Below are 18,868 nucleotides of genomic sequence, written 5' to 3'. Positions count from 1 at the left end.
TGCGGCGACGTCGGCGGTCGCCGCCAACCCTGTGGGGCCGGAGGCAGCCGTCGACGGTGACGGTGGCTTACGACCACATCCTGACACGGCCTCACCCGAGTTGGTGAGACCCGTCCCACTTCGTAACACACGAGTCAACGGTCTGATCAGCGACAACAGTCGGAGGTTCGACCTTTTGTCCTCCAACTAGGACGTCCGGTCACCGGACACTCCTGTCCCGGTTACCGATCGTTAACTCCAGTGACGGCCCGTGGGGATGAGCCTAAGGACGCCAGCAGAGGCGGAGTCGTGACAGGATCGAGAGGTGGACCGCTCAGTTGTGACCAGCACCGTCAGGACGCTCTGGGACGACGACATCGTCCCGAGCCTGTCTCGGCTCGTCGCCGTGCCGGCGATCTCGCCCGCGTTCGACCCCGCCTGGGAGGAGCACGGCGAGCTGGCCGCCGCGATCGAGCACGTGCGCACCTGGATCGCGGCCAGGGACCTGCCGGGCGTGACGCTCGAGGTCGTCCAACTGGCGGGACGCACCCCGCTCCTGGTCGTCGACGTGCCCGCGGCCGGCAACCCCGGCGACGACACGGTGTTGCTCTACGGACACCTCGACAAGCAACCGCCGGTGGGCGGCTGGAGCGAAGGCCTCGGTCCGTGGACCCCGGTTCTGCGTGACGGACGTCTCTACGGCCGCGGTTCCGCCGATGACGGTTACTCCGGATATGCCGCGATCGCGGCGATCGAGGCCGTGCGTGCGGCGGGCGGTTCGCACTCCCGGTGCGTCGTGCTGCTGGAGACCGGCGAGGAGTCCGGTTCGCCTGATCTGCCCGCATACCTGGAGCACCTCTCGGAACGGCTGGGCCGCGTGTCGCTCGTGGTCTGCCTGGACTCCGGCGGCTCCGACTACGAGCGCATGTGGCTGACGACGTCGCTGCGCGGGCTGGTGCAGGTCACGATGACCGTCCGCGTGCTGGACGGCGGCCTGCACTCCGGCATGGCCTCGGGCATCGTCCCGTCCTCGTTCCGGATCGCGCGGGCGCTGCTCGACCGCCTGGAGGACTCGGCGACCGGCGAGGTCCTCGTCCCGGAGATGCACGTCGACATCCCGGCGCACCGGCTGGCCGAGGTCCGCGAGGCCGTCGAGGCCGCGCCGGGCGCGCTGTGGGGGCCCGTGCCCCGCGTCGGCGACCTGCGGCCGATGTCCGACGACGAGGTGGAGCTCGCGCTCAACGCGGGCTGGCGCCCGACGCTCTCGGTCACCGGCGCGGACGGCCTGCCCGCCCCGGACGACGCCGGCAACGTGCTGCGGCCGTTCACCACCCTGGTCCTGTCGTTCCGGCTGCCGCCGACGGCCTCCTCCGCCGTGGCGCTGGAGGCGGTCAGGGCCAAGCTGACCACCGACGTCCCCTACGGCGCGACGGTCGAGCTCTCGCGCGTCGAGGCCGCCGACGGCTGGAACGCGCCGGCGCTGGCGCCGTGGCTGTCGGCGACGCTGGACGAGGCCGGTGAGAAGGTCTTCGGCGCGCCGTGGCGGACCGTGTCGCTGGGTGGCTCGATCCCGTTCATGGGGTTGCTGCACGAGGCCTACCCGGACGCCCAGTTCCTGGTCACGGGCGCGGTGGGGCCGGACTCGAACTGCCACGTGCCGGACGAGTGGCTGCACCTGGCGCACGCCGCCAGGATCACCGAGGCCGTGGCGCTGGTGCTGGACGCGCACTCCCGGCAGCGCTGACCGTCCGCTGTCCCGGCGTCACACCCAGGCGTGGGTCCACCGTTCTTCCAGTGAGGAAAAACTCAGACAAGACGTGGACCCCACCGGACTCGCGAGAAGTTGTCCCACACTGGGGTGATGGGTCAACAAGCGGAACGGGCGCGTCTCGCCGAGTCGGACACCCCGACCTCGCCGTGGCGGCTGTGGGGACCGTACCTCTCCGGTCGCCAGTGGGGCACGGTCCGCGAGGACTACTCGCCCGAGGGTGACGCCTGGGCGTCGTTCCCGTTCGACCACGCCCGCGCGCGTGCTTACCGGTGGGGTGAGGACGGCATCGCGGGCATCTGCGACGTGCACGGGTTCCTCAACCTCGCCGTCGCCCTGTGGAACGGCGAGGACCCGATCCTCAAGGAGCGGTACTTCGGCCTCACCAACGACGAGGGCAACCACGGTGAGGACGTCAAGGAGCACTGGTGGGTGACCGACGGGACGCCCACCCACTCCTGGATGCAGGTCGTCTACCGCTACCCGCAGCGGGAGTTCCCCTACGGCCGGCTGCGGGAGATGGCCCGCAACGCCGGGCGGGAGAACCGCGAGCCCGAGCTCTCCGACACCGGGGTGCTCGACGAGAACCGGTTCTTCGACGTGCAGGTCACCTACGCCAAGGCCGACACCGACGACATCTGCGTCGAGATCCGGGCGACCAACCACGGGCCGGAGGACGCGCCGCTGCACCTGCTGCCCCAGCTCTGGTTCCGCAACACCTGGGCGTGGGGACGCGACCAGCGGCCGTGCCAGCTCGTCGCCAGCACCACGACCGGGCGCAAGGTCACGGCCGACCACGGCAACCTCGGCCGCTACACGCTGCACCTCGACGACTCGCCGTCGATGCTCGTGACGGACAACGAGACCAACGAGGTGGCGCTCTTCGGGGCCGAACGCAACCCGTCGCCGTGGACCAAGGACGGCATCTGCGACTACGTCGTGCGGGGCAGCACGACGAGCTGCCAGGTGGTCGGGCCGGACGACGCGGGCGCGGCCGGTACCAAGTTCGCGGCCTGGTACTCGTTCGACCCGGTGGAGCCGGGTGAGACGGTGACCGTCCGCCTGCGGCTCGTGGGCGGTGACGGGCACGTGGACCCGTTCGGGCCGAGCTTCGACGAGACCCTGGCCGCCCGCAAGGCCGAGGCGGACGAGTTCCACGACGAGATCGCGCCCCACGTCGGCGCGGAGGAGAAGCACGTGCTGCGGCGCGCGCTGGCCGGGTTGATGTGGACCAAGCAGCACTACCGGTTCCGCACGCGCGACTGGCTCGACGGCGACCCGACCAAGCCGGAGGCGCCCTCGTCGCGCAGGACGCCGGAGGCGCGCAACGTGCACTGGCGGCACCTCGACGTGGCCGACGTGATCTCCATGCCGGACGAGTGGGAGTACCCCTGGTTCGCGGCGTGGGACCTCGCGTTCCACACGATCCCGTTCACGCTGGTAGACCCGGCGTTCGCCAAGGAGCAGCTACTGCTGTTCTGCCGCGAGTGGATGATGCACCCGAACGGCCAGATCCCCGCCTACGAGTGGGAGTTCGGCGACGTCAACCCGCCGGTGCACGCGTGGGCGGCGCTGCAGGTCTACCGCGCGGACGGCAGCCGCGACCGGCAGTTCCTCGCGAAGATCTTCCACAAGCTGCTGCTGAACTTCTCCTGGTGGGTGAACCGCAAGGACGCGGGCGGCAGCTACCTGTTCGAGGGCGGGTTCCTCGGCATGGACAACATCGGGCCGATCAACAGGTCGGAGCCGATGCTGGGCGAGTGGCGGCTGGAGCAGTCCGACGCCACCTCGTGGATGGCCGCCTACAGCCTGCACCTGATGCAGATCGCCCTGGAGCTGGCGCGCGACGACGAGTGCTACGAGGACGTCGCGACGAAGTTCGTCGAGCACTTCCTGTCGATCGCGGAGGCGTTCACGCACTTCGGCTCGCACGGCGCCGGCATCTGGCACGAGGAGGACGGGTTCTGCTACGACCGGGTCTCCCGCCGCCACCCCGACGGCCGCGTCGAGTCCGAGCCGGTCCGCGTGCGGTCGATGGTCGGGCTGATCCCACTGCTGGCCTGCGCCGTGCTCGAACCGTGGGTGCTCGAGGAGCTGCCGGGGTTCACCAGCCGGCTGGAGCACCTGCTCAAGCGCCGGCCGGAGCTGCGGCAGTTCATCACGTTCCACTACGAGCGCGGCGCGTTCGTGTCGTTGCTCGACGAGCACAAGCTGCGGCGCGTGCTGCACCGGATGCTCGACGAGCAGGAGTTCCTCTCGCCGCACGGCATCCGCTCGCTCAGCGCCGCCCACCGCGAGGGCCTCGAGGTCAAGGTCGCGGGCCAGGACCACCGCATGGGCTACGAGCCCGGCGAGTCGCACACGCCGATGTTCGGCGGCAACTCGAACTGGCGCGGCCCGGTCTGGCTGCCGACCAACGCCCTGCTGGTCGAGGCGCTGCGCACGGTCTGCGCGTTCCACGACGGCACGTTCCAGGTCGAGATGCCGACGCACTCCGGCCGCCACGTCACCGCCGGTCAGGCGGCGGACGAGCTGAGCGACCGGCTGGTGGGGCTGTTCCTGCCCGACCGGGACGGTCGGCGGCCGTCGGACGGCAAGAGGATCGAGGCGTCCGACTCACCGCTTTGGCGCAAGCACGTCACGTTCAGCGAGTACTTCGACGGCGACACGGGTGAAGGGCTCGGTGCCACCCACCAGACGGGCTGGACGGCCCTGGTGGCCGGTCTGTTGGTCGAACGCACCCGCTGAGCAGCGCTGTCGTGATCAAATCCTGATCAAGGACGCGCTCGCAGATGGTTATCATTCGTGTGCAATACGTGCATACGTTGTGTGATCCAGGCCATTTGACGCAATATTTTGCACCTGTTCTCGCCATTTGACGCAAAGTTGTTGCAACGCACTGTCCTGTAACACGCACGTGCTGTCCACCACGTCACCCGAGTGGCAGGATCCCGTTCACTCGTCCGCAACAGTTACGAGGAGTGACGCAGTGGCTCGTCGAACCAGGCAGTTGATGGCCATGATCCCGGCACTGGGGCTGGCCGTGATGGCAGCTTCGGGCTGCGCGACTCCCGTGAACCAGCCCGCTGGCAACTCGGGTGTCTCACTGGTGCAGAGCGGCAAGCTCGTCACCTGCACGCACCTGTCCTACAAGCCCTTCCAGTACAGCGAGGGCGACAAGACGGTCGGCTTCGACGTCGACCTCGTCGACCTGGTCGCGAAGGACCTCGGCGTCACCCAGCAGATCTTCGACACCCCGTTCGAGACGATCACCTCGGGCACGTCGTTCAGCGCGAACCAGTGCGACCTGGCCGCCGCGGGCATGACGATCACCGACGAGCGCAAGCAGGCGATCGACTTCTCCGACCCGTACTTCGACGCCTCGCAGGCGCTGCTCGTGAAGAAGGGCTCCGGCATCTCGGACCTCGCGAGCCTCAAGGGCAAGAAGCTCGGCGTCCAGCAGGACACCACGGGTGAGAAGTACGCGAACGAGAACGCGGCCGCCAACGGCTACACCGTCGTCCAGTTCGAGGACCTCCCGCTGATGGAGACCGCCGTGCGCACCGGCGCGGTCGACGCGGCGATCAACGACAACGGCGTGCTCTACGACTACGCCAAGGAGTTCCCGGACACCGAGGTCACCAAGGAGTTCGACACCGGTGAGAAGTACGGCATCGGGATCAAGAAGGGCAACACCGCCCTCCAGTCGAAGGTGAACGAGGTCTTGAAGAAGGCCAAGGAGAACGGCGAGTACGACAAGATCTACGAGAAGTGGTTCGGCAAGAAGCCGGAGAGCAAGTAACCCCCTTGCCTTCGGGGCCGGTGCAGCTACGTCGCGCCGGCCCCGCCGCTTGTCCGAACCACATCCGCTAGGAGCCTCCATGGCTGTGTCCAAGCGCAAGCGCGCGGAGTACATCCGCTATGCGCAGTACGGCCTTCTGATCGTCATAGCCCTGGTCGTCGCGTTCCTCGCGGACTGGGGGCAGATCCGGGCAGCGTTCTTCAACGTGGACATCGCGAAGTCGATGTTCCCGAGCGTCATCACCGTGGCGCTGAAGAACACCATCATCTACACCGCGCTCGGTTTCGCGTTCGGACTCGCGCTGGGCCTCGTGCTAGCGCTGATGAAGCTGTCGTCGGTCGCGCCGTACCGCTGGATCGCGACCGTCTACATCGAGTTCTTCCGCGGCGTGCCCGCGCTGCTGGTGTTCATCGGCATCTACTACGGCGTGCCGATCGCGTTCCAGATGCAGTTCCCGCCGCTCACCACGGTCATGCTGGCGCTCGGTGGCGTCGGCGCGGCCTACATGGCGGAGACCATCCGCGCCGGCATCCAGGCGGTGCCGAAGGGCCAGGTGGAGGCCGCCCGCTCGCTCGGCATGTCGCAGGGCCGGGCCATGATCACGATCGTGATCCCGCAGGCGTTCCGGATCATCCTGCCGCCGCTCACGAACGAGCTGATCCTGCTGACCAAGGACTCCTCGCTGATCTACATCCTCGGCCTCTTCCGCGAGCAGTACGAGCTCACGAAGTTCGGCCGGGAGACGCTGAGCCGCAGCCCGTCGCTGACGCCGATCCTCATCGCCGGTCTCTGCTACCTGATCATCACGCTGCCGCTCGGCTACCTGTCGCGGTACCTGGAGCGCCGCGGCACCGGTGGCGCCAGGAAGAAGGTGTCCGCATGAGCGAGACGTTCGTCGAGATCACCGGGCTGAAGAAGTCGTTCGGCCCGCTCGAAGTGCTCAAGAACATCGACCTGAAGGTCGACCGCGGCGATGTCGTCTGCATCATCGGACCGTCCGGCTCCGGCAAGTCGACGCTGCTGCGCTGCGTGAACCTGCTGGAGGAGCCGAACGCCGGCAAGATCGTCGTCAACGACGTCGAGCTGACCGACCCGGACGTCGACATCGACTCCGCCCGGACGAAGATCGGCATGGTCTTCCAGGGCTTCAACCTGTTCTCGCACCTCAACGTGCTGGCGAACCTCACCGTGGCGCAGCGCAAGGTCCTCAAGCGCTCCGAGGAGGAGTCGCGCCGGGTCGCGCTGCACAACCTGGAGCGCGTGGGCCTGAGCGAGAAGGCGCACGCGATGCCCGCGCAGCTCTCCGGCGGCCAGCAGCAGCGCGTGGCCATCGCCCGCGCCCTGTCGATGGACCCGGACGTGATGCTGTTCGACGAGCCCACCTCGGCGCTCGACCCGGAGCTGGTCGGTGACGTGCTGGGCGTGATGCGCCAGCTCGCCGACGAGGGCATGACGATGCTGGTCGTCACCCACGAGATGCAGTTCGCCCGCGAGGTCGCCGACAAGGTGATCTTCATGGACGGCGGCTACATCGTCGAGGAGGGCCCGGCGGCCGAGGTCATCGGCAACCCGCAGGAAGAACGCACGCGGGAGTTCCTGGCCCGCGTCCTCGACCCCACGCACCACGGTCCGAGCGACCCGGTGTAGCCGCGTGGCCAGGGGGAGGGTCGCCGCGGCGGAGGTGCTGCGGGGGCTGTTGGGGGAGAACGACAACACGGGCGGTGGCGGGTGGCGGCTGCCTCGGCGCAAGCCGAGCACCCCGCCCGTCATCCGCGTGGTGGACCGGGTCATCACCGACGTCCTCGACCTGCGCGCGGTCGAGGTGCCGTACGTGCTCGAGTTCGAGCGCTGCCAGTTCGAGGCGCCGCCGGACCTGCGGCAGGCCAACCTCGCCGGCATCTCGTGGCGCGACTGCGAGCTGCCGGGTCTCGAAGCGCGCAACCTCAACAGCAGCAACGACGTCTCGTTGCTCCGCTGCCGCGTGACCGGACTCGCCGATCTGACCGACGCCGAGATCGCGGGCTCGGTCCTGTTGCGCGACAGCAGGTTCAGCGTCCCCGGCGGCCTGTGCGTGCACGGTGACCGGCTGACGGTCGCGGGCGCGCTGCTCGGGTTCGGCATCCGCACCGAGGGCGAGGTGCGGCTCGCGGGCGCGCGCATCGGCGGCAACGTCAACCTCGGCAGCGCGGTGCTGGCGAACGCCGACGGTTACACGTTGAACGGCAACGGGATGCAGGTCGGCGGCAACTTCCTCGGCGCGTTCACCTCGCACGGCGTGGTGTTCCTCGCGAACGCCCGGATCAGCTCCGCGCTCTCGTTGCGCGGCGCGGTGCTCTCGCGCGGGGACGCGTTCGCCGAGACCACCGACCCGCACGCCGACCCGTCCGCGACGCTGGTCCTGGACCGCGCGGACGTCTCCGGCGACCTGGAGCTCGACCGCGGCTTCACCAGCGCGGGCACCATCCGCGCCGTGAACACGCGCATCGGCGGCACGTTGTCGCTGGCCGACGCCGAGCTGGACGCCGTGTCCCCGCCCGCCGTCGGCACCGACCCGACCGGATCGGGCCGCGCGCTGCACGTCGACGGCGCGGAGATCGGCGGCGACGTCGTCGGGCGCGGTGTGCGGATCAAGGGCCAGCTGCGCATGGTCGACACCCACGTGCGCGGCAGCATCACGATCGAACGGGCCACGGTGGACAACCCGGCCGCGGACGCCGTGCTGGCCAACCGCTCGCAGATCGGCAGCAACTTCGTGGTGCGCGAGTCGGACGTCGCCGGCGGCCTGGAGCTGCGCGGCATCACCGTCGGCGCGAACCTCGACCTGCGCGGCAGCCGCCTGACCAAACCGGGCACGTACCGGCACCAGCCGCGCGAGAAGCCGTCGCTCGACATCGGCGGTGCCACGATCGGCCGCGACCTCATCTGCGCCCGCGGCGAGAAGGAGTTCGTGGCGCACGGCGGTGTGCGGTGCCGGCGCGCCACCATCGGCCGCATGGCGAACTTCAACGGCGCGGTGCTCGGCTACAAGCTCGACAGCCACGCGTTGAACGCCATGGGCATGCAGGTCCAGGAGCTGATGCTCAACGTCGTGTCCCCGCCCAGGGGTCTCGTGACCCTGCGGCAGGCGCGCTGCACGTCGCTCGACGACAACGAGAACTTCTGGAACGCCACGGGTTTCATCGACCTCGACGACTTCCGCTACGACTCGCTGGCCTACCCGATCGACCTGCGCGACGACGCCCAGGTGGCACAACGCCTGCGCTGGCTGCGCAACGCGATGCGCCGCAGCTACCACCCGCGCCCGTACGACCAGTTCGCCGAGATGCTGACCGCCGCGGGCAACGAGGAGCACGCCTCGACGGTGCTGATCGAGAAGCAACGCCTGCGCTACCGCGCGGTCGCCGAGGGCATGCGCTTCTTCGGCCCGTTGGTGCTGGTGTGGAGCTTCCTGCAACGCTCGATGGTCGGCTACGGCTACCGCCCGGCGCGCGCACTCGGGTGGCTGATCACGGCGTGGCTGCTGGGGAGCATCTGGTTCCAGGTCAAGGGACCGCTGGTGGAGATCAACGCCGATGACCGCCTGCCGTGGAACGCGTGGCTCTACACGATCGACCTGGTGGTGCCGATCGTCGACTTCGGCAACAAGAACCGCTGGCAGACACCGGGCGCGTCGCAGTGGATCGCCTCCGGCCTGATCGTGACCGGCTGGATCCTGGCGACCACCGTCGCCGCCGGCCTGACCCGGATGCTCAAGCGGTAGAACGCCACCATCGTGGTATTTCGCCGGTCGGTGGACAGTGGTGCGATCGTGCGGTGATCATCGCCGAGTCCACCGAGCTCTTCGTCGGGTCTCGGACCGCGCTGCTGCAGGTGGTGCGGCTGACCTCGCCCGCGCTGGCGGGACCGGTGCACGCGCACGTGTCGGGACCCGGTCTGCGCTCGCCGCGGCACAGCGGCCCGCTGGTCCCCGGCCCGTTCGGCTACGAGGTCGCCGTCGACGTCTCGGCGCACCTCCCGGGCGCCGTGGTGCCGGCCCAGGCCGTGGTCCGCTCGGCCTCCGGCGTGGAGACCTGCACGTTCTCGCTGGTCGTGGGCTCGCCCGGCTGGACTGTGCACCTCGTCGGGCACGTCGCGGGCGACGCGCCGTTCGCCGCCCTGCGGGCTCACCTGGACCTCGCCCTGACCGACCGCGCCTACCGGTTCGCGGTGACGTCGGTGGAGTTGCTCCAGCCCTACTGGGACATGTTCCCGCAGCACCGCTCACCGCTGCTGCGGCTGATCTCGGAGGGACAGATCGAGGTCGTCGGCGCCGAGTCCAACGTGGTCGGTGTGCCGCCGGTGCTCTCGGCGCTGCCTCCCGGTCAGCCGTTGACCGCTTCCTCGCTGGGCGAGGCCGAGCGTGGTGTCTACTCCTCCTTCCTGGAGCTGCGCTCCTCGGCCGACGCGCCGCACGTGATGCTGCCGGTCGGCGGCGATCGTTGCGGCCCCAACCCGTGGGTGACGGCGATCCACCACGACTGGAGCGCGCGCTACACCTGGCCGCGAGTCATCTGCTCGTTGCCGCGCGACTACTACGTGCGCAGTTCTGTGCCTGTGCCTCCCGCTCCGCCAGACGACTCACCCGCAGCCGTGTTCGCGACGCACGCGTCCCGCCTGACCGGAGCCGCCTACCCGTCCGCCGCTCTCACCCGTGCCGCCACGGCACACCCGCGTGAAGCCTTCGACCTGCGGTCCGAGGTCGTCTCCCGCTCGCTGGCAGCCCTGACGTCCACTGTGGACTCCTGCGTGGTGGTCTGGAACCCGCTGCCCTCGCCGTGCACCGACATCGTCTCGGTGCACCTGCCCACGCCCAGGAACGTGCACGTGGAGTTGTCCGGCGAGACGTTGCCGACGTTGGTCGACGGCCTGACGGTGACCTTTCTGGCCCGTGACGTGCCGCCGCACGGATGGCGCACCTACGCGTTGGTCGACGACGACGTCGACCACGGCTGGCAACGTGGGCACGGGAACGAAATCGCGTCCAACCACTACGTCCTGTCGTACGACCCGATCGCCTCCCTCGTCGCCGTGAACGGCCCACCGTTGGAGTCCCCGCGCCTGCTCGGCCCGGTGACCGTCTGGCACAGCGAGGTGGGCGAGAAGATGGTCGGCTCGTCGACCTTCACGCTGTGGCACGACGTCGACCACCTCGGCCCGTCCCCGCTGGTCGGCGTGCTGGGCGCGCGCACACCCTCCTCCGGCAGCCTGCCCGACGTTCCCTCCCGCCCGGCACCGGCCGGACCTCCCCTGGGCCCCGCCACCCCCGCCGTGACGCCGGTCTTCGCCCGCTACTGGCTGCACGAGCCCACGCCGTTGGGCGGCCTCCCGGCGAACGTCCACCTGGAGGTGCTCGGCCCGACCCGCCTGCGCGTGGTCGCCGTGGCGAACGGCCAGGACTTCACCGGCACGGTCCGCCTCAGCCTGCCCGACGGCTGGGCGGCCTCCTGGAACGCGCTGCCCGTGACGCTGCGCGCGGGCGACCACGTCACGGCCGAGGTGCTCCTGGCGCCGCCGCGCACCCCCGGCTGCCACCCGGTGCGCGCGACGTTGGAGGGCCTGCCGTTCGAGGTCTACGACGTGGTGCTGCTGACCGTGCCGGAATGGGATGCCGAAGACCCCGTCGAGGTCCTGTGGGTGGCGTCCGCGCCGTCGACGGTGTCCGTGCGCCCCGGCTCCTCGGCCGCGCTGCGGGTGGTCATGGCCTCCAGCGCGCACGGCGACCTGCCGCTGCAGGCCCGCGTCCTGTCCCCACGCCCGACCTGGGACCTGGTCGGCCCCTTCTGCGTCGGCGGCCTGCTCCCCGCGAGGGGCAGGACCTCGCTCGACTTCACCGTCTCGGCCCCTCCGTGGGCCGAGCCCGGCAGGTGGCCGGCGGTCGTCCGGGTCGTCGCGGGCGACCTCGTCCGCACCACTGCGCCCATCTGCCTGGAAGTGGCTGGTTACCATGCCTCCTCGTGACTGATCCGGTGCTGGCACTGGACTTCGGCGGCACCAAGATCGCAGCCGCCCTGGTCGACTCCTCGGGTTCCGTGCTGCGCTCCGAACGAGTGCCGACCCCGCCCGAAAACCCGTGGGACGCCGTCGTTTCCGTGCTGTCGACGGTCGCGGGCGACGCACCGATCTCCGGCGTGGGCATCGCCTCAGCCGGTCCGGTCGACACCGTCCACGGCACCGTCTCCCCGATCAACGTCCCGTCCTGGCAAGCGTTCCCGCTGCGCTCGTCGGTCGCAGCCCTGTTCCCGGACGTCCCGGTGGAACTGGCCGGCGACGGCGTGTGCATGGCACTGGGCGAACACTGGCGCGGCGCGGGCCAGGGCAGCAGGTTCATGGTCGGCTTGGTCGTGTCCACGGGCGTGGGCGGCGGCCTGGTGCTGGACGGCCGCCCCTTCGGCGGCCGAACGGGCAACGCCGGCCACATCGGACACCTGGTCGTGGAACCGGACGGCGCCCCCTGCACCTGCGGCGGCCGCGGCTGCGTGGAAACCGTCGCGGGCGGCCCCCGCATGGTCGACTGGGCACGCCGAACCGGCTGGCGAGCCCCGCGGAACGCCGACGCCGCCCACCTCGCCGCCGCCGCACTGGCCGGCGAGGAGATCCCGCTGGAAGCCTTCGACCGCGCCGGTCACGCCGTGGGCATGGCCATCGCGGGAGCAGCCGCGATCTGCGACTTGGAACTGGCGGTCATCGGCGGCGGCGTGGCCCAGGCCGGTGAGCTGCTGTTCGAGCCGGTGCGACGAGCGTTGAAGACGCACGCCGGTCTGTCGTACCTGGAAGGGCTGGAGGTGCGCGCGGCCCAGCTCGGCGGCGAAGCGGGCCTGGTGGGCGCGGCCGCACTGGTCCGGCAGGCGCGCTGACGCAGGGGTCCCCTCGGGGTCAGCGCCCCCCGCGACCCAACGTACAAGGCAGGTCTGACAGTTCTGGGGCGGCGAGGCGAGCCGCGAGCGGCGAGTCGAGGAGCGCGGGCGAGCGGCAAGGGGCGCAAGCGACCCGACCGGCCACAGGCAAGTGGTGAAGGCGCAGGCAAGCCGACCAGGCCGCAGGCAACCCCAACCCCGACGCCGAGCCGACCGCGAAGCCGAAGCCGAGCCGTCCTTCCCGCACCCCAGACACCCACGCAACAGCAAGCGCCCACACCAACAGGCGTGCCATCAACCCGCGAACGGCGCCGGCCCGGTCCTGGATCAGATTGGCGGGGTCCGGGGCGGAGCCCCGCGCCCTGAAACAGGAACCCGACGAAACAGAACCCGACCTCAACCAGCCCGCGTGTGCAGGAGCGGCGACTCAACCCGCCCCACCGCAACCCCAGCACCCTCCAAAGCCCCCCGAACCGCCCGAGCGATCGCCACAGCGTTCGCCGTATCCCCGTGCACGCAAAGAGAATCGGCAACGATCCGAACCGGCCGCCCGGAAACGCTGCGAACCCACCCCTCGGTGGCGAGCTGCACGCACCGGGCGGCGATCTCCGCCGGGTCCCGCAGCACGGCCCCGGGCTCTCCGCGGGGGACGAGCGATCCGGAAGCCGTGTAGGCCCGGTCGGCGAAAGCCTCGTGCCACACCCGCAACCCGGCCACCGAGGCGCGCTTCAGCCACACGGCTCCGGGCGCGCCCAGTACGGCCAGCGCCGGGTCGAACAACCGCACCGCGTCCACCACGGCGTCGGCTTGGGCCTCGTGCCGGAACAGCGCGTTGTAGAGAGCGCCGTGCGGCTTGACGTACGAGATCCGAGTGCCGGCGGCGCGGGCGAACGCCGACAGGGCGCCGAGCTGGGCCAGCACCTCGTTGGTCAGGGTGTCCGGAGCGACGTCGATGAACCGCCGTCCGAACCCGGCGAGGTCGAGGTACCCGACGTGCGCTCCGACGGCCACGCCTGCCTCGGCGGCGGCCGCGCACACCGAGCGCATCGTGTCGGCGTCACCGGCGTGGTACCCGCAGGCGATGTTCGCGCTGGTCACGATCGACAGCAGCGCGCGGTCGTCGCCCAGGGTCCAGTGGCCGAAGCCTTCGCCGAGGTCCGCGTTCAGGTCCATGGCCGTCCTCCGACACGCAGGTGGGTGGATCGTTGGATTGTTGAACGATTCTACGATAGTGCAATCAAACGATCCTGCAAATAGACTGGCTCGGTGAGTGAGACGTGGGTGTCCGCGCTGGCGCAGGGCAGGGCCGACCTGGAGCGCGCGAGCACCGCTCAGAAGGTCGCCGACATGCTGCGGGAGCGGGTGCTCGACGGCGAGCTGGCACCCGGTCTCCGGCTCAGCGAAGAGGCGATCGGCGGTGCCCTCGGAGTCAGCCGCAACACGCTCAGGGAGGCGTTCCGGCTGCTGACGCGCGACCGGTTGCTGGTGCACGAGCACAGCCGCGGCGTGTTCGTGCGGCGGCCGGGCGGCGAGGACGTGCGGGACCTGTACGCCGCGCGGCGGGTGATCGAGTGCGGGGCGTTGCAGAACTGGCCCGCGGTCGGCGACGACCGGCGTGCGGCGGTGCGGACGCCGGTCGAGGAGGCGTCCGCCCACGGGGCCAGGAGGGACTGGGCGAAGGTCGGGGCCGCCAACATCCGGTTCCACCGCGGCATCGTCGGGCTGGCCGGCAGCCACCGGCTGAGCGAGGAGTCGGACCGGCTGTTCGCGGAGCTCATGCTCGCGTTCCGGGTGGTCAGCGATCCCGAGCGGCTGCACATGGCGTACCTGCCGCTCAACCGGGAGATAGTCGAGCTGCTGAGCTCCGGCGACGTCGACGGCGCGACGACCAGGCTGCGGGAGTACTTCGACCTGGCCGAGTCGGACCTCGTCGCACAACTGGAGCAACGTTAGCGGAGTGCAACGATTCCGATCACGAGGCTGACGGCACACCTCATCAGGCCTAACATCCGCGCAACACCGCGTACACGGAGGGCCACCATGCCGTCGGATCACAAGACCGGCTTGCGCTGGAGCAACTGGAACCTGCTGCTGCTGGTTCCGCTGCTCATGCTCGTCACGCCGTGGTTCAACATGGACGAACCCCGGGTCTTCGGGATGCCGTTCTTCTACTGGTACCAGTTCCTGTTCGTGCCGCTCGGCGTCCTGTGCGTCGGCCTGGTCTACCTGAAGACCAAGGACGAACCGGTGGTCACCGGGAAGCCGGACAAGCTCGGCGTTGACGACCTGGACGAGGGAGCGAACTGATGCAGTGGACCGAGCTGATCGTATTCAGCGCCCTCTTCCTGCTGGTCACCGTCATGGGCTTCCTGGCGGCGAAGTGGCAGAAGGGCGACACGCTCGACCACCTCGACGAGTGGGGCCTCGGCGGACGCAAGTTCGGCAGCTGGATCACGTGGTTCCTGGTCGGCGGTGACCTCTACACCGCCTACACGTTCGTCGCGGTGCCGGCGCTGATGTTCGGCGCGGGCGCGACCGGGTTCTTCGCGTTGCCGTACACGGTGATCCTGTACCCGATCGTCTTCCTGCCGCTGGTGCGGATGTGGTCGGTCAGCCGCGTGCACGGCTACGTCACGCCGGCCGACTTCGTGAAGGGCCGCTACGGCTCGCACTGGCTCGCGCTGCTGATCGCGATCACCGGCATCGTCGCGACCATGCCGTACATCGCGTTGCAGCTCGTCGGCCTCGAAGCCGTGCTGCGGAGCATGGGCCTCAACGGCGGCGGCATCCTCGGCCACCTGCCGCTGTTCATCGCCTTCGTGATCCTCGCGCTCTACACCTACCAGTCGGGGCTGCGGGCGCCGGCGCTGATCGCGTTCGTCAAGGACATCCTGATCTACATCGTCATCCTGGTGGCGATCGTCTACCTGCCGTCGAAGTTCGGCGGCTGGGGCGAGATCTTCAACGACGCGCAGGCCAAGTTCGACGCGACCCCGGCCAAGACCGACGGCATCCTGCTCAACGGCAACAACCAGCTCCAGTACGCCACGCTGGCGCTGGGCAGCGCGCTCGCGCTGTTCATCTACCCGCACTCGCTGACCGGCATCCTCGCGAGCCGCGGCCGCAACGTCATCAAGCGCAACATGGTCGCGCTGCCGGCGTACTCGCTGGTGCTGGGCCTGCTGGCGCTGCTCGGCTACGTGGCGATCAGCGCGGGCACCAAGCCGATCGTCAACCAGGCGACCGGCCGTCCCGACACCAACACGATCGTGCCGGAGCTCTTCGGGCAGAACTTCCCGTCGTGGTTCGCGGGCATCGCGTTCGCGGCCATCGGCATCGGCGCGCTGGTGCCGGCGGCGATCATGTCGATCGCGGCGGCGAACCTGTGGACGCGCAACGTCTACAAGGAGTACCTGAAGAAGAACGCCACGCCGGCCGAGGAGGCCAAGCAGGCCAAGCTCGCCTCGCTGGTCGTGAAGTTCGGCGCGGTGGCGTTCATCGTGTTCGTCGACCCGCAGTTCTCGATCGACCTGCAGCTCATCGGCGGCGTCATGATCCTGCAGACGCTGCCGGCGGTCGCGATCGCGCTCTACACGCGCTGGTTCCACGTGTACGGCCTGATCGCCGGCTGGATCGCGGGCATGGGCTACGGCATGTGGCTGCTCTACAACATCGGCAACCCGGCCATCGGCAAGGCGCACTTCGCCGGCTCGGCGCTGCCGCTGGGCAAGCTGTCGATCTTCGGCTGGCACCCGTTCGGCGACTCGGCCGTGCAGATCTACGTCGGCATCATCTCGCTGCTGGTCAACCTGCTGGTCGCGGTGGTCGTCACGCTGATCGCCAAGAAGGCCAGGGCCTTCAACGGCACGGACCAGACCGATCCGTCCGACTACCACGTCGACGAGGACAGCCCGCGGGTCAAGCCCGTGGCCGCCCACTGAGACGCAGCAGTTAACGACATGGGCCACCCGTCGGTTACGGCGGGTGGCCCTCTTCCGTTGAGATGCAAGACGTGAAAACCATCGCCGGACTGCTCGGGCTGACCGCCCTCGCACTCACGCTGAGTCCCGCTGTCGCCCACGCCCAGGACGCGACCTGCTACGACACCGCCGCCCCGCTCACCGTCGAAGAACAGCGGCTCGACGACACGCTCGTCACCGGCGGCCCCGCCGTCGGGCCCGCGCTCGTGGAGCTCGCCGGGTTCGACGGCCGCGTCGCCGACTTCACCGCCAAGCTCTGCCGCCAGGTCGTGCCGGGGCAGGCGCAGCAGTTCGTGCAACGCGAGGGCACCGCGCTGTGGAAGGCCGCTGTCGCCCGCGCCCAGAGCACGACGCCACTGGCCCACGACGCCTACGACGACCGCCCGCTCTACTGGGCACGGCTCCAGCTGACCTCCGCGCTGCGCCAGTGGAAGCCCCGGTTCGCGCTCTCGCCTGGCGACCGCGCGAAGCTCGTCCAGCGCTTCGACTGGGCCTCGCGCGGCCTGAGCGACACCGCGTTCCCCACCACGCCGGGTGTGCGCAGGATCGCGGTGACGGGCTTCGACCCGTTCCAGCTCACCGGGACGAACGTGCGGCGCGCCAACCCCGCTGGCGCGGCGGCCCTGCAGCTCGACGGCCGCGAGATCACCACGCCGACCGGCAAGGTCGTGCTCCAGGCCGCGGTGCTGCCGGTGCTGTGGGGCGGGTTCGACGAAGGGGTCGTCGAGCAGTTCTACGGAACGGCGCTGGCGCAGAAGCCCGACGCGTTCGTGACGATCAGCCAGGGCAGGCCCGGCCGGTTCGACATCGAGCGGTGGGCGGCGCGCTGGCGCGGCGGCTTCGCCGACAACAACGACGTCGAGTCGTTCGGCAGCGTCCCGGACGCGGCCGGCTGGCCGCAGCCGGACCCCGAGTTCATCGAGACCTCGCTGCCGTTCCAGAAGATGATCGACGCGGGCACCGGTCCGTTCACCGTGGCGCTGAACCGGGGCTTCTGCGAGTGGGTCTTCGTCGGCTCCGAGCAGTCGTGCCGCACGGACGAGCCGACTCCCGGCAGGGTCGCGGCGAGCGGTGGCGGCGGTGACTACCTCTCCAACGAGAGCATGTACCGGGCCAACCGGCTGCGAATCGGTTACGGCGCAACGAACGTCTTGGGTGGACACCTGCACACGCCGGTGTTGGGGCAGCCCGCCGACCCGGCCGCTTTGACCGATGCGGCGTTCGAAAGTCAGCGTCGGGACATCGCCGACCAGGTGCGGGCTCTAGTCTCTGTGGTGTGACTCGTGTGCGGCTGGCGGTGGCAATTGTCCTGAGCACGTTGACGTTGTCCGCGTGCTCGATCCAGGTGGGCGGGCAGGCGGTCCCCGGACCGATGCCGTCGACCGCCTCCGCCTCCGCACCCACGCTGCCGAAGACCGGCCAGTGCATGAACGCCTACGAGCTGAAGGTGCTGCAATGCGCCGACTCGCACGAGGCGGAGGTGATGAGCATCGGTGAGCTCACCGGCCTCCCGACGACGTACCCGGACATGCAGGTGCTGCGCAAGGCCGCGCTGCCGCCGTGCCGTCAGGTGCTGAACGAGTACCTGGGCAGTGCGGACGCGGACTCGACGCGCCTGCGCGTCTGGGCGTTCTGGCCGAACGAGCAGGGCTGGAAGGACGGCCAGCGCTGGCGGCTGTGCACGGTCGTGGAGATCAGCCCCGACGAGAAGCCCTTGCCGCGCAAGGGTTCTGTGCGGGACGGTCTCAAGGGCAGCGGGTTCAGCACGTTCCAGACGTGCACCCAGGGCTCGCCCTCGAAGGACCAGGAGGTCAAGGTCGTCGCGTGCAACACCGCGCACCTGGCGGAGGCAGTGCCCGCCGGCGTGGTGCCGCTCGGCAAGTCGAGCGACCCGGCTCCGTCCAAGGAGCAGATGAACGCCATCGCGAACGACAAGTGCACGAAGGCCGTGCACGACTACCTGGGTTCCAGCAAGCGCACCGACGTCTTCCCCGCGTGGCGCAACCCCGGTTCCCAGGCTTGGTCAGAGGGATGGACCAACGCCGTCTGCTACGCGGAGGCCACCAAGCCCTTCAGCGGGACTCTCCTCGGCATCAGGGACAACCCGCTCCCGAACTGACCCCGCCACCACGACCATCAGCACGGCGGCCAGGGAAAGCACCAGCATCGCGATTCCTGCGATTCCCACGGCACACCTCCCCTTCCATTCCGGTGACGATCTTTGTGATCGCCGTCACGTACTCAAGACGTTCCCGGAAGGGGCCGGGTTCATTCCCGGAGCATGACCGTTTTGCCGGATCGTGAAGAAGTCCGATCAGGACGCGGTTCGCGGCCGAGAGCGTTCCACGGACGTCCGAGAAGGGCAACGGCCAGCGCCCGGCTGCGGTGCCCACAGGCCTGTCCACAGCTATCCACAACATGTGCACAGACTCGTCCACACCTGTGG

General features: G+C 69.7%; 14 protein-coding genes. 13 read left to right on the top strand and 1 reads right to left on the bottom strand.

The window, feature by feature from the left end; genetic code table 11:
• Positions 1–304 precede the first annotated feature (304 nt).
• From BMW88_RS01530 to BMW88_RS01500, 8 genes are all read left to right on the top strand, one after another.
• Positions 305–1,723 (top strand): M20/M25/M40 family metallo-hydrolase, encoded by a 1,419-nt coding sequence (locus tag BMW88_RS01530; protein ID WP_089948467.1) that lies wholly within the window; start codon positions 305–307, stop codon positions 1,721–1,723.
• A gap of 117 nt (positions 1,724–1,840) precedes the next feature.
• Positions 1,841–4,495, top strand: coding sequence for an MGH1-like glycoside hydrolase domain-containing protein (locus BMW88_RS01525; protein WP_089948465.1), 2,655 nt, complete (start codon positions 1,841–1,843; stop codon positions 4,493–4,495).
• A 241-nt stretch (positions 4,496–4,736) separates the two neighbouring features.
• On the top strand, positions 4,737–5,549 hold the full coding sequence (locus BMW88_RS01520) for a transporter substrate-binding domain-containing protein (protein WP_089948464.1): 813 nt from the start codon (positions 4,737–4,739) through the stop codon (positions 5,547–5,549).
• A 79-nt stretch (positions 5,550–5,628) separates the two neighbouring features.
• Positions 5,629–6,432, top strand: a complete 804-nt coding sequence (locus BMW88_RS01515) for an amino acid ABC transporter permease (protein WP_089948462.1) — start codon at positions 5,629–5,631, stop codon at positions 6,430–6,432.
• On the top strand, positions 6,429–7,196 hold the full coding sequence (locus BMW88_RS01510) for an amino acid ABC transporter ATP-binding protein (RefSeq protein ID WP_089948461.1): 768 nt from the start codon (positions 6,429–6,431) through the stop codon (positions 7,194–7,196). Before BMW88_RS01515 ends, BMW88_RS01510 begins: the two co-directional genes overlap by 4 nt.
• A 4-nt stretch (positions 7,197–7,200) precedes the next feature.
• Positions 7,201–9,309, top strand: a complete 2,109-nt coding sequence (locus BMW88_RS01505) for a translocation/assembly module TamB domain-containing protein (protein ID WP_089948459.1) — start codon at positions 7,201–7,203, stop codon at positions 9,307–9,309.
• A 53-nt stretch (positions 9,310–9,362) separates the two neighbouring features.
• Positions 9,363–11,546 (top strand): NEW3 domain-containing protein, encoded by a 2,184-nt coding sequence (locus tag BMW88_RS42630; RefSeq protein WP_218147975.1) that lies wholly within the window; start codon positions 9,363–9,365, stop codon positions 11,544–11,546.
• Positions 11,543–12,442: an ROK family protein gene (locus BMW88_RS01500; protein WP_218147974.1), complete on the top strand. Its 900-nt coding sequence runs from the start codon at positions 11,543–11,545 to the stop codon at positions 12,440–12,442. Before BMW88_RS42630 ends, BMW88_RS01500 begins: the two co-directional genes overlap by 4 nt.
• Positions 12,443–12,838: 396 nt before the next feature.
• Here the strand turns inward: BMW88_RS01500 and BMW88_RS01495 are convergent, their stop codons facing one another.
• Entirely contained in the window at positions 12,839–13,615 is a 777-nt protein-coding gene (locus tag BMW88_RS01495) for a LamB/YcsF family protein (protein ID WP_089948456.1), read from the bottom strand.
• Positions 13,616–13,708: 93 nt separating this feature from the next.
• Here BMW88_RS01495 and BMW88_RS01490 point away from each other — a divergent pair, with 93 nt between their 5' ends.
• The 5 genes from BMW88_RS01490 to BMW88_RS01470 all read left to right on the top strand — a co-directional run bounded on the left by BMW88_RS01490 (position 13,709) and on the right by BMW88_RS01470 (position 18,541).
• Positions 13,709–14,395 (top strand): GntR family transcriptional regulator, encoded by a 687-nt coding sequence (locus BMW88_RS01490; protein ID WP_089948454.1) that lies wholly within the window; start codon positions 13,709–13,711, stop codon positions 14,393–14,395.
• Positions 14,396–14,482: 87 nt separating this feature from the next.
• A complete protein-coding gene (locus tag BMW88_RS01485) occupies positions 14,483–14,749 on the top strand; it encodes a DUF3311 domain-containing protein (protein WP_089948452.1) in 267 nt (88 codons plus the stop codon).
• The gene (gene mctP / locus BMW88_RS01480) at positions 14,749–16,383 is read left to right on the top strand and encodes a monocarboxylate uptake permease MctP (RefSeq protein WP_089948450.1); all 1,635 of its coding nucleotides are present in this window, start codon (positions 14,749–14,751) and stop codon (positions 16,381–16,383) included. The genes BMW88_RS01485 and mctP overlap by 1 nt, the downstream gene beginning before the upstream one ends.
• A gap of 62 nt (positions 16,384–16,445) precedes the next feature.
• On the top strand, positions 16,446–17,702 hold the full coding sequence (locus BMW88_RS01475; RefSeq protein WP_425434586.1) for a pyroglutamyl-peptidase I: 1,257 nt from the start codon (positions 16,446–16,448) through the stop codon (positions 17,700–17,702).
• Positions 17,699–18,541, top strand: coding sequence for a septum formation family protein (locus BMW88_RS01470; RefSeq protein ID WP_143115936.1), 843 nt, complete (start codon positions 17,699–17,701; stop codon positions 18,539–18,541). The genes BMW88_RS01475 and BMW88_RS01470 overlap by 4 nt, the downstream gene beginning before the upstream one ends.
• Positions 18,542–18,868 lie beyond the last annotated feature (327 nt).

The organism is Lentzea xinjiangensis (genome assembly GCF_900110955.1).
Taxonomy (GTDB): Bacteria; Actinomycetota; Actinomycetes; order Mycobacteriales; family Pseudonocardiaceae; genus Lentzea; species Lentzea xinjiangensis.
The sequence above is the reverse complement of the archived record's forward strand: the minus strand, read 5'-3'. Positions and strand labels throughout refer to the sequence as shown.